The sequence below is a fragment of the Echinicola pacifica DSM 19836 genome, assembly GCF_000373245.1.
Classification (GTDB): domain Bacteria; phylum Bacteroidota; class Bacteroidia; order Cytophagales; family Cyclobacteriaceae; genus Echinicola; species Echinicola pacifica.
Genome location: NZ_KB890750.1, coordinates 630,426 through 646,275, shown reverse-complemented (window position 1 = coordinate 646,275; position 15,850 = coordinate 630,426). Strand labels below are relative to the sequence as shown.

At 42.3% G+C, this 15,850-nt stretch carries 9 protein-coding genes and 1 pseudogene; 8 read left to right on the top strand and 2 right to left on the bottom strand.

What is annotated here, in order from left to right:
- Window positions 1-4 precede the first annotated feature (4 nt).
- Both B050_RS0113220 and B050_RS0113215 read left to right on the top strand, forming a co-directional pair.
- Complete coding sequence (locus tag B050_RS0113220) at window positions 5-610, top strand: bifunctional nuclease family protein (protein ID WP_026235867.1); 606 nt, start codon at window positions 5-7, stop codon at window positions 608-610.
- 136 nt (window positions 611-746) lie between these two features.
- On the top strand, window positions 747-2,033 hold the full coding sequence (locus tag B050_RS0113215) for a NupC/NupG family nucleoside CNT transporter (protein ID WP_018474408.1): 1,287 nt from the start codon (window positions 747-749) through the stop codon (window positions 2,031-2,033).
- A 213-nt stretch (window positions 2,034-2,246) separates the two neighbouring features.
- Here B050_RS0113215 and B050_RS0113210 read toward each other — a convergent pair whose 3' ends face one another.
- Complete coding sequence (locus B050_RS0113210; protein ID WP_018474407.1) at window positions 2,247-2,684, bottom strand: peptidylprolyl isomerase; 438 nt, start codon at window positions 2,682-2,684, stop codon at window positions 2,247-2,249.
- A 321-nt stretch (window positions 2,685-3,005) separates the two neighbouring features.
- Window positions 3,006-4,609 (bottom strand): annotated as a pseudogene (gene pckA, locus B050_RS22470) (phosphoenolpyruvate carboxykinase (ATP)).
- A gap of 491 nt (window positions 4,610-5,100) precedes the next feature.
- Between pckA and B050_RS0113200 the strand changes: the two are divergent.
- From B050_RS0113200 to B050_RS0113175, 6 genes are all read left to right on the top strand, one after another.
- On the top strand, window positions 5,101-6,684 hold the full coding sequence (locus B050_RS0113200) for a peptide MFS transporter (RefSeq protein ID WP_018474406.1): 1,584 nt from the start codon (window positions 5,101-5,103) through the stop codon (window positions 6,682-6,684).
- Between the two features lie 765 nt (window positions 6,685-7,449).
- Window positions 7,450-8,049: an RNA polymerase sigma factor gene (locus B050_RS22465; RefSeq protein ID WP_018474405.1), complete on the top strand. Its 600-nt coding sequence runs from the start codon at window positions 7,450-7,452 to the stop codon at window positions 8,047-8,049.
- 207 nt (window positions 8,050-8,256) lie between these two features.
- Window positions 8,257-9,303 (top strand): FecR family protein, encoded by a 1,047-nt coding sequence (locus tag B050_RS22935; protein ID WP_018474404.1) that lies wholly within the window; start codon window positions 8,257-8,259, stop codon window positions 9,301-9,303.
- Window positions 9,304-9,401: 98 nt separating this feature from the next.
- Window positions 9,402-12,791 carry a SusC/RagA family TonB-linked outer membrane protein gene (locus B050_RS0113185; protein WP_205744994.1) on the top strand — a complete coding sequence of 1,130 codons (3,390 nt, stop codon included), beginning with the start codon at window positions 9,402-9,404 and terminating at the stop codon, window positions 12,789-12,791.
- Window positions 12,792-12,802: 11 nt separating this feature from the next.
- Window positions 12,803-14,341, top strand: a complete 1,539-nt coding sequence (locus B050_RS0113180; protein ID WP_157492784.1) for a RagB/SusD family nutrient uptake outer membrane protein — start codon at window positions 12,803-12,805, stop codon at window positions 14,339-14,341.
- Window positions 14,342-14,353: 12 nt separating this feature from the next.
- Window positions 14,354-15,847: an aryl-sulfate sulfotransferase gene (locus B050_RS0113175; protein WP_026235866.1), complete on the top strand. Its 1,494-nt coding sequence runs from the start codon at window positions 14,354-14,356 to the stop codon at window positions 15,845-15,847.
- Window positions 15,848-15,850: the final 3 nt, after the last annotated feature.

Below are 15,850 nucleotides of genomic sequence, written 5' to 3'. Positions count from 1 at the left end.
TCGCGTGGAGAACACAATAGAGTTAGAAATATTAGGTTTATCATCCAATCATTCCCAGTCAGGGTCATTTACCTTGGTGATGGGGGAGACTTCCGGCAGGAGGAGATTGCCCATTGTTATAGGGATGTTTGAAGCCCAAGCGATCGCAATAGAGATTGAGAAAATTGTGCCTAACCGGCCAATGACTCATGATTTGTTCAAGTCCTTTGCTAGTAACTTTGGGTTTAACATTGATTATATCCTCATTTCTGATATGAGAGAAGGGGTTTTTTATGCCAAAATAGTATGCAAAGACGGCCGTAAAGTGGTGGAAATAGACGCTCGACCTTCCGATGCTATTGCTATTGCGGTGAGATTTGAAGCACCTATCTATTGTGAGCAAAAGGTAATGTCCGAGGCAGCCATAGAGTTTAATGAGAATGAGGAGGAGGTAAGCCCTGATGCTGCCAGCTCCTCGCCCTCCAAACCCGTATCAAAACCTGCCAAGTCCAATGAACCATGGAAGGATTATAGCCTGGATAAACTAAATGAAATGCTGGACAAGGCCATCACGAATGAAAATTATGAGCAAGCTGCCAGAATAAGAGATGAAATAAATCGGCGAAACTAGCCAATATATCATACCATACCCGGGTCTATTAAAGGTCCGGGTTTTTTTGTTTCCGATATTTTAATAAAAAACTTTATATTTACCCTTTATTATATTTTAATAAGCATATCGACATTAGACATTTACCAAAAAATATATGGATTACCTGAGAGGATTACTAGGAGTGTGTGCTCTCCTGGGGGTAGCTTTTCTGTTCTCGGCAAATAAACGTGCTGTAAACTGGAAGCTTGTAGGTATAGGAGTAATATTGCAGCTGGTCTTTGGGCTTCTGATCACTAAGGTGGCCTTTGTAGAGCGCTTGTTTATCAGCCTTAGCCAGGGGTTTGTGAAGTTGTTGAGTTTCTCGCAGGCTGGAGCTATATTCCTGTTCGGTGACTTGGCCACAGATTCCTTTGGGACCATATTTGCCTTTCAGGTACTGCCCACCATTATCTTCTTTTCCACTGTATCTGCGGGACTATACTATCTAGGCGTCTTACAAAAAGTCGTGTTTGGGATCGCTTGGGTGATGTCGCGCACGATGGGGCTGTCTGGTGCCGAGAGTTTATCAGCAGCAGGGAATATCTTTTTGGGACAGACTGAAGCACCGCTATTGGTGAGGCCGTTTATCCCTGCCATGACCCGATCGGAGCTTATGTGTTTGATGACAGGCGGTATGGCCACCATCGCCGGCGGGGTATTGGCAGCTTATGTAGCCTTTTTGGGTGGAGACAGCCTGGAGGAGCAAAGTAGATTTGCATCCTATTTACTAGGTGCCAGCATCATGAATGCGCCAGCTGCCATCGTGATGTCAAAACTTATGATCCCGGAAACCAACGAAAAGGGCCTGGATGATAAGCTGGTCGTTAATAAGGAAGGATTAGGGGTCAATCTCATCGATGCGATGTCCATAGGAGCCTCCGATGGACTTAAGCTTGCCCTGAATGTTGGGGGAATGCTGCTAGCTTTCATCGCGGTGATCGCAGCGGTAAATTACTTTTTGTCTGGAGTAATAGGAGATTTGACGGGATTAAATGCCTATGTGGTTTCCTCCACCAAGGGACAGTTTGATGGCTTTTCTTTGGAGTATATCTTAGGTCAGGTTTTTCGAATATTCGCCTGGCTAATGGGAGTAGAATGGCAGGACACCCTGCAGGTAGGTTCTTTGCTGGGGCAGAAGACCGTCATTAATGAGTTTGTCGCTTATTCTGATCTTTCTGAGATGAAGGCCGCGGGTAACCTCTCTCCAAAATCCATCATTATCGCCACTTATGCCCTTTGTGGGTTTTCTAACTTCAGCTCCATTGCTATCCAGGTAGGCGGAATCGGAAGTATTGCTCCCAACCAACAAGGCAACTTATCTAAACTAGGAATGCATGCTTTGCTGGCGGCGACTTTGGCCTGTATGATGACAGCAACCCTCGCGGGAATGTTGTTCGCCTAAGGCAAGAACTCATTTTGATGACTAGGAAATTGGCCTAACATTAAAGCCTGAATTTTGCGAAAGATTATATCGTATTAATTATCATCCAATTCCAATCTGTATTATTTAGCTATGCCTGGGAAATGGAAGATATTTTAAAAATAGTAATACTAACAAAAATAAAGCCGCTACAGAACGTTCTGCAGCGGCTTTATTTTTGTGCTCTGATGAGGATTAATCTTCAGAAACAGTGATTTTTTCGATTTTGTCACCAGCTTTGATTTCATCGATCATGTCAAGTCCTTCAACCACCTTACCGAAGCAAGTATGATTTCTGTCAAGGTGAGCAGTATTGTCTCTGCTATGGCAGATGAAAAATTGGGATCCACCAGTATTGCGACCAGCATGCGCCATAGAAAGTACCCCACGCTCATGGTGTTGGTTATCTCCCTTTAGTTCGCAGTCGATGCTATAGCCAGGTCCACCTGCGCCAGTGCCATTAGGACATCCTCCTTGAATTACAAAATTTGGGATGACTCTATGGAAGGTAAGCCCATCATAGAAGCCTTTCTTAGAAAGGTCTATAAAGTTCTTTACAGTATTTGGAGCGTCTTGATCATAAAACTCCACTTTCATGGTACCTTTTTCGGTAATTATTTCAGCAGTCTTCATAGATTTATTTTTTGCAAATATATGAAACTATCTAAATTATACCTGCAGGTTATTGCTCCTATTATGATTTTTATGCCTTAAGCCACAGCTTTAGGATGAGCAGGTATCCCTTGATGGTAATAGTAGGAGCTCTTATTTATGCAGTAAGAGTCCTTCACCCCAGTAGAGCTAATAGTCAGAAGGTCCTGGAATATCGGTCAGAGTTGGGGGGGGATAAAAATAACCAGAGGCATTAAAGTCTGGCCTCTGGTTTTGTTATAGTAGATGAAGATCAAGGCTAGCTACCTGGACTTCCATAATAAAGCCCTTAATAAGGTAAGCCTAGAAGTCTAAAGATGGCCCTCCGTCCATAATCTCAGGAGGTGCCTCCTCGGTATATTTGGCGAAATTCTCCTGGAAAGCTCGCGCCAATTGGGCCGCCGTTTGATCGTAATTACCAGGATTCTCCCAAGTGTTTTTAGGATTTAGGAGTTCGCTGGGTACGCCCGGGCAGTAGGAGGGGATTTGAATTTTAAAGATAGGATGTTTTTCAAATGAAACATTATTCATTTTGCCTTCCAAAGCGGCATTGACCATGGCGCGCGTGTACGCTAAAGGGATCCTCTTGCCTGTACCATAAGATCCGCCGGTCCATCCGGTATTGATCAGCCACACATCCACCTGATGTTGTTTCATGAGTTTACCTAGGAGTGCAGCATATACTGTGGGGTTTAGCGGTAGAAAAGCCTCACCAAAACAAGCCGAAAAGGTGACTTGCGGCTCCTTAATCCCCATTTCTGTTCCTGCCACCTTGGCGGTGTAGCCTGAGATGAAGTGATACATAGCTTGAGAAGGATTGAGCTTGGAGATCGGCGGCAGCACCCCAAAGGCATCTGCGGTCAGGAAAAATACAGTTTGTGGTAAAGTCCCCAATGGTGGATCTATGGAGTTTGGAATATGCGAGATAGGATAAGCCGTCCTCGTATTCTCTGTCAAGGAATTATCCTTATAATTAATGATGCTTGTGCCTGGATGGAAGATGGTATTCTCCACGATTGCCCCGAATTTGATGGCATTCCAAATCTGTGGTTCCTTTTCGGGGTCCAAATTAATCGCCTTGGCATAGCAACCTCCCTCAAAATTGTAGATGCCATTATTTGACCAGCCATGCTCATCATCTCCGATGAGCACGCGCTTAGGATCAGCAGAAAGGGTGGTCTTGCCGGTTCCCGAAAGTCCAAAGAAAATAGCGGTATCTCCTTTATCGCCCATATTGGCGGAGCAGTGCATGGACAATTGTTTTTCTTCCAAGGGAAGAATATAGTTCATTATCGAAAACACCGCCTTCTTGATCTCGCCAGCATAGGCAGTCCCCCGATAAGAACCAGTTTTTTTTCCAGGTTAATTACCGTGAAGTTCTTTCCCCTTGTACCATGTCGCCGGGGATCTGCTTCGAATTCCGGGAGACATATAATCGTGTATTCCGGAGAGAAATGCGCCAATTCATCCACTTCAGGCCGCAGAAACATATTTAGGCAAAATAAGTTATGCCAGGCAAGGGAAGTGAATACTCTTAAGGACTTCCGATACCGACGATCTGCACCGACAAAAGCATCCCTGGAGTATATTTTGCTGCTGCTGAGTTCTTCCAGCATATCACGATGCAATAGAGCAAAAAAGGATTCCTCGAGCGGGAGGTTGATATTTCCCCACCAGATATGATCTTTAGTTTTGGGCTCTTTGACGATAAACCGATCTTTTGGGGATCTACCTGTGTAGGTGCCGGTATTGACCATTAAAGCGCCGGAGGAGGATAGTTTGCCTTCTTTATTGAGTAGTGCTTCTTCCACCAAGCTGGAAGCACATAAATTATGAAGGGCGTTTTTGGGATAAGTGGATAGGCCATTTACCCCAAGGGTGGATGTTGGGTTTTTTGTTGTAATCATAAATCTCTAAAGTTATTTGGGTTATCCCTTTCAGGATAGGGTACAAATATAGGGCTTTTCAGCATTGGCTGAGCAGTATTTTCAATAAAAATCCCGTTTTTCAATCGATTTCGTAGGGGTTTTTTGGAATTTTTTATCTAATATTATTGAAAGTATTGAGTCGAATAATTTCCTAAATCGATTAAGGGTAATAAATGACATTTTTTCCCCTTTCATTAGGTTTCAGAAGGACTAAGCTGGGTATTAAGTGTATTAGATTGGAAAAAATACATTATCATTGTAATTGTTAAAATCATATAATACCTGGATTTTTCAGAATGACTTGAGCGTCATGAAAATTGCAAGGAATCTCATTTTGAAATGGATTTAGCGTTTTACCAAGGGAGTAAAGCGTAGGAATTATGCAAAATCGATTGGTTAGAAGGTAGTTTACAGACTGCTTGGTGTCAGAGAAGATAGGTCACAGGTAAAAACTAGAATTATACACCCAAATGGTACAAAAAGAACATAATGCCAGTCACAAACTGGAGAGAGGATTTGATGGCCCTTCGATGTTTGGTCACCCCAAAGGTTTGATGACTCTGTTTTTTACAGAAATGTGGGAGCGCTTCAGCTATTACGGTATGCGAGCTCTTCTGATTCTATTTATGACCACCGCTGTGATAGATGGTGGCCTGGGATTTGATGATAAGACCTCCGGAGCCATTTATGGTTTGTACACTATGGGGGTTTATTTGCTGGCTCTTCCAGGTGGATGGCTAGCAGATAGACTGTTTGGACTAAAGCGTTCAGTATGGTATGGGGGGATTATTATTGCCCTCGGCCATTTTACAATGGGGATGCCGGGAATCTTGTCCTTATTTGATCCCACTCACGGTGATTCAAATGCCCTTTCGACCTTAGATACGGTCTCGTTTTTTATGGGGTTGATTTTGATTGTGGTGGGTACGGGCTTACTGAAGCCCAATATCAGCTCCATTGTGGGGCAGCTATACCATGATGGTAGCTCAAAGCGGGATGCAGGTTTTTCCATCTTCTATATGGGTATTAATATTGGGGGATTTATCGCTCCCATTATCTGCAGCTCTTTTGCCAAGATTGATTGGCATTTAGGTTTTGGTGTAGCAGGATTTGGGATGGTGCTCGGCCTTATTCAATATAAACTAACTGCTGGCAATCTCGAAGGAAAAGGAGACCTGAGCCCAGCAGTGACGGAAGAGGAGAAGACTTCTCGTTCCAAGATGAAGAAGATTCTTTTCGGCATAGTAGTATTGATAGTTATTCTATTGGCGATGATGTTCCAAGGGGTAATTTCCATTAATGCTGCTTCCATAGCAGAAGCTTCTTATAAAGTGATAGCGGTAATTGCCGTCTTGTTTTTTGTCTATATACTCGCCTTTGGAGGCTTGACTTCTGATGAGAAAAAGAAGGTTGGCGTCATTGCTATATTATTGATATTCTCTGCTTTATTCTGGTCTGGTTTTGAGCAGGCTGGATCTACCTTGAATTTGTTTGCTGAGCGATTTACCGACCGTAGTTTTATGGGTTGGGAAATCCCTACTGGCTATTTCCAATCAGCCAATTCATTATTTATCATCATATTTGCACCTATTTTTGCAGCCTTATGGGTGTGGCTAGCGCAGAGAAACTTAGAACCTTCCTCTCCAATCAAATTTAGCTTTGGCTTAGTACTCTTAGGAGTTGGGTTTATGGTGATGTATTTTGCTGCCAAAATCGCTGCTTCCGGAGATCTTGCTGCCCCGACTTGGTTATTATTGACTTACCTCTTCCATACTTTTGGAGAACTCAGCCTTAGCCCTGTGGGCTTGAGTCTGACTACCAAGCTTGCTCCTAAGAAGTTCCAGGGACAGATGATGGGGATGTGGTTTATGTCCGTAGCACTTGGTAACCTGATCGCTGGATTGATCGCCGGTGAAGCCAGTGGTGGAACCGACGAAGCCTTGGCACAGATGCCTGGGCAGTATATGCAAATCGTCCTGATTACCGTCGGGGCAGGGATATTCCTGGCACTTATCACCAAACCTATTAGGAAATTGATGGGGAATGTGAGATAAAGAATTTTCATTCAAATTAGCATGATTATATGTAGTGTCTTGGCCATTAGGGTCAAGACACTTTTTTTTAACCGTAGTCCTGCCGATTGGAATTCAGTTAGAATTCATTCATTACCTTCTAAAAAATTGTTTCCAAGCGCTACCTATTTATTTTTTACCTCAGCTTTATTTCCTCCTTTTCACGGTCTTCTATTAAAATTGGCAGCTGCAAGCCAAAAGCAGCCGCATAGCTGATAAAAAGTGGGGGGATAAAGCAGAAGGTCTTAGTTTGGAAAGGATCTGAAATTGTAAGGTTCTTCTTCTGGAATCACTTTGCAGCGATAGCTGCAATAAAACTCCATTATTTGAGAAGAAAGTGAATCTTATAAATTGGTGATTATGATAAGTTCTAAGAGTGGTAGGCGGTGTAATATTTTGGAAATCAATGAAAAGATAACTTTCGTATAGAGTTGCTACTGTTATAGGATTTAGAGATAGAGAATAGTAGTCTATACAGATGTGCTAATTGTTAAATCCTTTTGAATTATTTAATTTTTATTTCATAAACTTATCATTGTAAATAAAAATATTTTTAATTATACCGTATTGTTCTATATTAGAGGTATTGAATTTTCGAATGCTTTTCAGTATGCTTGGTTTTAGCCAATGTTAGCATAAAAAAGTTTCGTATTATTCATAGCACTACTTATTCAAATACAGGAACTATGATGCAGTACAACCCAAAATCGTGGTAGATCAAATTCTCAGGTACTTTAGAATAAAAGCATGTCATATCTAAACACACATTTTGAGGAAAAGACTTTGATAAAGTCATTAAAAAAGGGGGATGAGAAAGCCTTTAAAGCTGCTTATGATCTGTTTTTTCCTTCCTTGTTTCGGTATTCCATTAAGTTTCTAAAGTCCAAAGAATTAGCTGAAGAGGTGGTTCATGATGTCTTCCTGAAGCTCTGGAACCATCGGGAGCGCTTGCATGATGATGGCTTGCTTAGTCCATTTTTATATAAAATTTGCAAAAACCATATTCTCAATACCCTGGAAAAAGCCTCCAAGAACCCTGTATTACTGAATGAAATCACTGCTGCTCAAATTTTTAGCAAGGATACTGGACCAGAGGATTTGCTGATAGCCAGGGAACTGGAGAGCAGCATCAAAAATGCCATAGACAGCCTGCCGCCTATCCGTCAGCATGTATTTAAGCTATGTAGAGTGGAAGGCAAGTCCTATGAGGAAGCCGCAAGTATATTGGGAATCACCACGGGAACAGTAAATTCTCATATTATAAAGGCGAACAGAAGCTTAAAAGCTTTTCTTAAGCTAAGTATAAACTTCCTGCTGATCAGTCTAAGCGTCTTTCTGATGAACTGAGCCCAAGCTTATTTTTGAATGCAAATATTGCGCATAAGGTCATTTTTTGGTGAATGAGAATCTAATTAGAAGACAGTTTTAGTTGTCCTTATAAAATTTTATTTCATCCCGGCAGGACCTTCTGAAAATAAAAAATCAATAAAATTTCACAAGTGAGTATATGGGGATTCCATTTTTCCTGTATTACCAGATATAAGCAGAATATAAATGAAGAGCCAGGACTATATCTTATTACAAAAATTTGTTTTAAATAAATGCAACCCCTCGGAGGCTAAGGCCGCTGGTGAACTCTTACAAACCCAGGAAGGGATGGAGCATTATATGACGCTGCTTAATAGGTCCAATCCTTCCACCAGCTCATTTCCGGTAAATGATACGGAGCAGGAGTCTAAGGATTTGATTTATAGCCGATTGAAAGATAGTATGGGTAAGAAGCCTGAGAAGCCTGTCTATCAGATGAACCAATGGAGAAATAGGGCGGCAGTATTGATCGGTTTATTTGCGGTGAGCTTTCTTCTTTATCGCTTGTCACCTAGTAAGCAGGAAAACCCCGGGAGTGTCGATACCGATATCGCTCTTATCCAAACCAAATCTAACCCTGCGGGCAAGAAGAGCAAGATCCACTTGGCCGATGGCTCCACGGTTTGGTTAAATTCTGACAGTAAGTTGAGTTATCCGGAAGCTTTTTCTGGAGACAAGAGGGAGATTTGGTTAGAAGGAGAGGCTTTTTTCGAGGTTTTCCGTGATGAAGACAAGCCATTTTTGGTGCATACCGGCAAGGTAACCACCCGGGTGCTGGGTACATCCTTCAATATCAATTCCTTCGATATGGAAGAAGATATTGCGGTGACGGTGCTAAGTGGTAAGGTGCAGGTGGCAGTGTATGACTCTGTGGCCGATAGCCATTCTCATAAGGCCATTCTGCTTCCTGGGGAGCAGGTTTCCTATGATAAGAAAGAAGAGACGATGAACGTAGGGAAGGTGGACGAGTCGCAGATTGCGATATGGAAGGAGAAGACTTTATTATTTAATAAAGAGCCTTTTGCCAAGGTCATTCTTATGCTGGAGCGCTGGTATGGTGTGGAGATCGAAAACCTTAATCCCTCTACCAATAGCTGCTTTGTCCATGGCAAATACACCAATGAAAGTCTGGAGAACGTACTTACCTCCTTGCAATATGCTTTGGGATTTGAATATGAAATAGATAGCAAAACAAAGAAAATAACCATTAAAGGGGGCAATTGTCAAAATTAATAGGGTGCCTATGAAAAACTACTAATGAAAAAAGCAGGGCCGAAGCAGTAATGGCGGTTCCAAAAGTCGAATTATTATATATAAACCACTACAATTATATGAAAAACTATTTATTCAGGATTTTAAGGATGACGGCAAACTCATTCTTAATGCTATTTATTACTAGCCTTTTCTCCGGGGTGCTATTTGCCTATACCTCGGATGCGCAAAGCATCGACGATATAAGAATTTCGTTGAAGCTTGACCAACAGGATTTACCTCAGGTATTTAAGGAGATAGAGGAGAAAAGTGGTATGAGCTTTACCTACCAGTTTAGTACGACGCTTTTCAAGGACAATCCATCACGAATTTCCCTTCAGGCGGAAAATGAGACCTTGTCAAAAATTCTATATGATATAGCAGGTCAAAGCGGACTTTCCTTTAAGCAAGTCAACGAAAACATATCCGTAAAGGTAAGAAATACGGAATTATTTTCTGCTGGCACCACTTCAGCCGTAGAGGAAATCAAGATCAAGGGAACAGTATTAGATGAGAAGGGTAATTCTATTCCCGGGGCCACTGTATTGGTCAAAGGAACCACTACGGGGACGGCAACCGACCTCAATGGAGCCTTTTCTTTTAATGTTCCTGATGGAGCTACCTTGATCATATCCTTTGTGGGTTATGTGACACAGGAAGTGGCGATTGGAAATCGGCAGAATATAGAAGTTGTATTAAAAGAAGATGCTGCACAGCTGGACGAAGTGGTGGTAGTAGGCTATGGTTCTCAGAAGAAGAGTGACCTTACAGGTGCTATATCATCTTTGAACGCCGATGACCTTACCTCTGGAGGAACTGTGAGTAATGTGGCTCAGGCGATACAGGGACGAGCTTCTGGAGTCGTGGTCACCCAAAATTCCAAAGCTCCAGGTGGAAGTATGTCCATCCGTATTAGAGGAGCCAACTCCGTGAGTAGCTCCAATGAGCCCCTATATGTGGTGGATGGCTTCCCTACAGACAATGGCATTAATATCAATCCGGAGGATATCGCCTCCATGGAGATATTAAAAGATGCATCAGCCACGGCCATCTATGGATCTAGAGGGGCAAATGGGGTGGTATTGATCAGCACCAAAAGAGGTAAAGCAGGAGAAGGAAATATAGCGATCAATGCCTATACCAGCACCCAAAATGTGATCATGCCTTTCAATATGCTTGATGGGAAGGATTATATGAACCTTGCAAATGATCTGTATAAGGAGATAAATGGCCAGGAAAACCAGGAAAATGGAGCCTATACCGCCTCTCAATTGGCCTCTGATGTAAATACAGATTGGATCGATGTGACCACCCGAAGAAGCCTGGTGCAGAATTATAGCTTGCAGATCACAGGTGGAAGTGAGAAAACAAAGATCCTTACCAGCTTAGGGTATTTTGACCAGGAGGGAGTATTAAATAATACGAGTTTCTCGCGACTCTCTGGCCGTGTGAATGTGGATCACCAGATCAATGATTATATCAAAACTGGGGTAACCATGATGGCTCAGCGTGAAAACTCCAATTACCAGGTGTATGATGGGAATATCCTCAATTCAAATGTCCTGTATAGTATCTTGACTTATGATCCCACGGTGCCAGTATATAATGCTGATGGGAGTTTTGCACGTCCTCCGGGAGGCCGAGGAGATAACCCTCTGGCGAACCTGACGGCAAGACAGAATGACGTTCAAAAAAGCACCCTGAACGGCTCCATGTTCTTGGAGATTGCGCTGGCAAAAGGCCTAAAAGCACGAATCGATGCAGGTACAGAGATTAGAGAGGACCGATTAGGAGGCTATCTATCCAGAGCTTCCTACCAGGGAGGAATCAATGATGGAGTGGCAAATCTTTCCAGCTATTCCTTGACGCATAACTTGTTTGATATGTTCCTTACCTATGATAAGGATATCAACGATAGACATACCTTTCAGGTAATGGGTGGATACTCTTATGAGAAATACATCAATGAGAGCAATGGCATCAATGTATATGGTTTCTCCACGGACCTATATGGCTATAATAATGTGGGAGCAGCCTCAACTATAACCGGGGTGAGCTCAGGAAAATCAGAAAATCTATTAGTGTCCTTCTTCGGTAGAGGAAATTACTCCTTGGATGACAAATACCTATTTACCTTCACAGTAAGAGCGGATGGTTCTTCTCGATTTGGGGAGGAAAATAAGTGGGGTGTATTCCCTTCAGGATCCTTTGCCTGGAGAGTGGTGGATGAGGATTTCATGCAAAACCAAACCCTCTTCTCAGATCTTAAATTCAGAATGGGCTATGGTCGTACAGGGAATGAAAGAATTGGGAATTATGCCTCTTATGGTCTTGTTTCTAATGCTAAATACACCTACGATGGATTTACCAATAGCTCAGGAACTTATCTGAATAATACCTCTCCGGAAAATAGCAAGCTAAAGTGGGAAACCACCGATCAGTATAACTTGGGAGTGGATTTTAGTTTATTTGATAATCGCCTGACCTTCAACTTGGATGGGTATTATAAAAGAACCGATAACCTGCTGATCAGGGTAAACCTGCCTAAGTATTCCGGATATTCTTCTGGTCTAAGTAATGTAGGCTCCACCGAAAACAAGGGTTTTGAATTCGGGATGGAATATCAAGTACCTACAAGCAGTGATTTTTCATGGAAGACAGGCTTGAATTTCTCAGTAAATAAAAATAAAGTACTAAGCCTCGGCGATCAAAGTGAGATCTTATTGACCTCCTCCAAGCCGATCGGCAATGTGTCTGAGGAAAGTTATGCGATCATTCAGGAAGGACAGCCTTTGGGTTCGCTGTATGGATATAAGTATATCGGAGTCCTTCAGGAAGGTGAGACCTATGCCCCTCAGCCAAATTCAAAAGCTGGAGATCCATTATTTGTGGATGTAAATGGTGATGGACTCATCACTTCTGCGGACCGTAGCATCATCGGTTCTGCTTATCCTAAGTTTACCTTTGGGTTTAATAATAGTTTCTTCTATAAGAATTTTGACCTTACCTTATTCTTCTATGGCAAAGTGGGCAATGACCTGCTGAATATGACCCGAATGAATTTGGAGTGGAACAGGACAGAGGAATCGCTCAACAGATGGACGCCAAGCAATACAGAGACTGATATTCCAAGAAATGGCTTTTTCTATTCCCAATATGGTGGATATATCAATGACCATTTTATTGAAGATGCCTCATTTGTACGCTTGAGAAATATAACCTTAGGCTATAATGTACCACTGAAAACTAAGGCGGTCCAATCTATTCGAATCTATGCTATGGGAGAGAATCTCTTTACTATCAGCAACTATTCTGGATGGGACCCTGAGGTAGATACCAAGGGCTATGAAAACGATAATTTGGTGAAATATGGAGGAAATGCTCAATCAGCAAACGCTGGAGCTGGTTTGGATTTCAATTCCTACCCAAGCATGAGATCATTTACCATAGGAATTAGTGCTAAATTTTAAACAGGATAAAGATGAACTTTAAAAAATATATAACATTGGGTATAGCGGTATCGCTTATGGCTGCATGTACCAATCTGGAACCGGAGCTTTACAGTGATCTTACCACCAAAAATGCTTACAGCACAGAAAGTGATCTTGAGGCCGCATTGACAGGTACCTATGCTAAGTTGAAGCCTTATCCTGGTGATGCCTATCTTTATTATGCTGGGTATTTGGTGATGATCACCGACTATGCGGCAGATATGGGCTTTTCCACTGCGGCAGGTGACCCCACCAAGATGAGCGACTTCACCTATGATGATAATAACCGTTATTTCCGATTGAATTGGAATAATATGTATGAGGTGATCAGCAATGCCAATATTCTGCTCTCTAAGATAGACGGGGTGGAAATGGATGAGGACAAAAGGAATGAAATAAAAGGCCAGGTGCGATTTTTAAGAGCCCTTTCCTATAGAGATTTGACCGATTCCTGGGGGCCAGTTCCTCTGATTACAGAATCTCTGAATCCTACTGAGATCAATAATTACCCTTTATCTTCCGTAGAAGAGGTCGATAAGCTAATTATTGAGGATTGTACATTTGCGATAGAGCACCTTCCAGAGGAGTGGGCAGCGGAATATGGAATAGGCAGAGTGACGAAAGGCGCGGCGCTTACCTTATTAGGTAAAGTATATATGCGTTCTCATGATTATGCCAATGCCAAAATCTATATAGATCAGGTATTGCAACTTCGTGATGAAGGATATTATTCTTTGAATCCTGATTTTAAGAATGAGTGGTCTGATAATAATAAAATAGATATGGGGCTTATTTTTGGAATTTTCCATGAATCTGCGCAGAATGGTGGAGAGATTACCAACCATTTTGGTCCTAAAGATCATAGACAGGTACAGAATAGATGGCAGTATTATGCCGTTTCTCTTCCCTTCTGGAGGAAATATTCTGATATGGATCCCCGAAAAGAGTTTTTCTATTACGATTATGAAGGGCAGTCTGCAAGAGACGGTACTACCAACAATGGATTCTTCTATAAGGTACCGGATATAGGGGAGACCACTCCGCCGAATGACACCACCAGGTTGCTGCAAAATGTATCGACTAAGAAGTATTCGTATGAAATGGTATCCAACTCATATTTGGATGGCAGGACGATTCAGGTCTTCCGATTGGCAGACGTGATCCTCTGCAAGGCGGAGATAGAGAATGCACTTTCAGGACCTTCTGCGGCATTGCCATATATCAATGAAATCAGGACGCGTGCAGGGGCCCCTGCCTATGGAAGTAGTGCTGAGTTTCCTGCTCCAGCTTCACAGGATGAAATGGTGGATGCTTTGGTGGATGAGAGAGGCTATGAATTGGTATTTGAATACCACCGAAGAGCGGATCTTATTCGTCTTGGAAGATTTGTAGAAATGAGTAATGAATATTTGACTACTAGGGGACTTGCTCCTGTGGTAACCCAGAATATGCGTTATTTTCCATATCCTCTCGTGGAAGCCATGATTCACACCGAAATGGCAGCAGCCAATGCATCAAGATTGCCTTAAGTAAATATGATTATGAGAAAGACAAGCATCGTAATTCTTCTGGTAGGTATAGTTCTGGGTGGTTTTGGGTTTCTTTATTATTCCACGAATAATGTTAGAATTCTCAAGGTTGAATTAAAATCTCCAGACAACTCTGCGCTTAAGGAAGATATACATATATCGCTAAGTACGCCTTCTTCGCTGAAGATAGAGTACTGGAAGAAGGGAGATCCTGTCAAATACTCAAGTCCGGTAACAAATAAAAAGGTGGACCATGTGGTCCACCTTTTACTACTGGAGCCCAATACTACCTATGAATATAGGATTGTGATCGACAACTGGATCAATAAATCCACCGATATTTTTTCGTTTGAGACACGGGAAGCCTCCAGCTGGATGGTGCATGAATGGATCAAAGAGGATAAACCGCATGATAAGACGGCCCTTGGAGATGGTTTGGTCATGCTTTGCTATAGAGGTTACCCTGGCTATATCGCCATGGTGGATGGCGAAGGCACTGTGCGCTGGTACTGGCAAGCGGAGAAGCTAGGCGTTCGGCTCGCAACTATTACTCCCCGCAATACCATATTGGCATTACTTGCTCCTGCCAGGAAGGATGAATTTAAGAAGGTCAAAAACAATGATAAACCAGATGTCGCTAGCTACTATCTCCGCACAGGAAGGATAGGCTTTGTGGGAGGGACGGAAATCGCAGAGATCGACTTAGAGGGCAATGTCTTATGGCAAACCAATTTGGAAGAAAAGGAAATTGTATTTCATCATGATCTCAGAATGACAGAGGATTCCCGCATTATGAGCATTTACAGGGATTATAAGCTATATGATCTTCCCGACACTCAGTCAGAATTGGATACCCTCTGGGGAGATGGCGTCATGATCATGGACACCCTTGGCAATGTGACCGACAAATGGTCTGCATGGAATGTCTGGGATATAGCCTCGGATGAGAGGATCAAGGAATATTCCGGTGATCGATTTCACTTTAATTCTGTAGCGCTAGACGCTGAGGGGGATTATTTACTTTCTACCCCTATAGAAAACCAAATATGGAAGGTGGATTCTCATACTGGTGAGATTGTCTGGAAACTTGGTAAGGGAGGAGATTTTGAAATGGACTCCAGCGCGTATTTTCATTTCCAGCATGCCGCCCATATCAATAAAGACGGGGACTTGATGCTTTTTGATAATGGAGACTTTTCTCCCAATGATACTTCTAAGGTCAATAAGCTGTCCAGAAGCCTTTCGTTCAAGCTGGATACGATAAATATGAAAGCTGAACTACAAATGGAAACTGTACTTCCTAAGGAATATTATACCTCTAGAATGGGAAGTACCTTTTTGATGCCCAATGAACATATACTTCAGACCATCTCCAAAACTGGCGTGACGGTGATAAGCGATCAAAATGGGAAGGTACTATGGACATTAAACTCACATTTTATTCCCTATAAGGCGGAGTATGTGCCGTCCACCGTATGGAATCAATATTTTAAGATAGAAAATTAATTC

Bases quoted from the DNA above. Each gene is read 5' to 3' on its own strand.
- B050_RS22935 (WP_018474404.1), top strand. From the start codon at position 8,257: ATGAAGAGCCAGGACTATATCTTATTACAAAAATTTGTTTTAAATAAA.
- B050_RS22465 (WP_018474405.1), top strand. From the start codon at position 7,450: ATGTCATATCTAAACACACATTTTGAGGAAAAGACTTTGATAAAGTCA.
- B050_RS0113210 (WP_018474407.1), bottom strand. From the start codon at position 2,684: ATGAAGACTGCTGAAATAATTACCGAAAAAGGTACCATGAAAGTGGAG.
- B050_RS0113200 (WP_018474406.1), top strand. From the start codon at position 5,101: ATGGTACAAAAAGAACATAATGCCAGTCACAAACTGGAGAGAGGATTT.
- B050_RS0113175 (WP_026235866.1), top strand. From the start codon at position 14,354: ATGAGAAAGACAAGCATCGTAATTCTTCTGGTAGGTATAGTTCTGGGT.
- B050_RS0113180 (WP_157492784.1), top strand. From the start codon at position 12,803: ATGAACTTTAAAAAATATATAACATTGGGTATAGCGGTATCGCTTATG.
- B050_RS0113215 (WP_018474408.1), top strand. From the start codon at position 747: ATGGATTACCTGAGAGGATTACTAGGAGTGTGTGCTCTCCTGGGGGTA.
- B050_RS0113185 (WP_205744994.1), top strand. From the start codon at position 9,402: ATGAAAAACTATTTATTCAGGATTTTAAGGATGACGGCAAACTCATTC.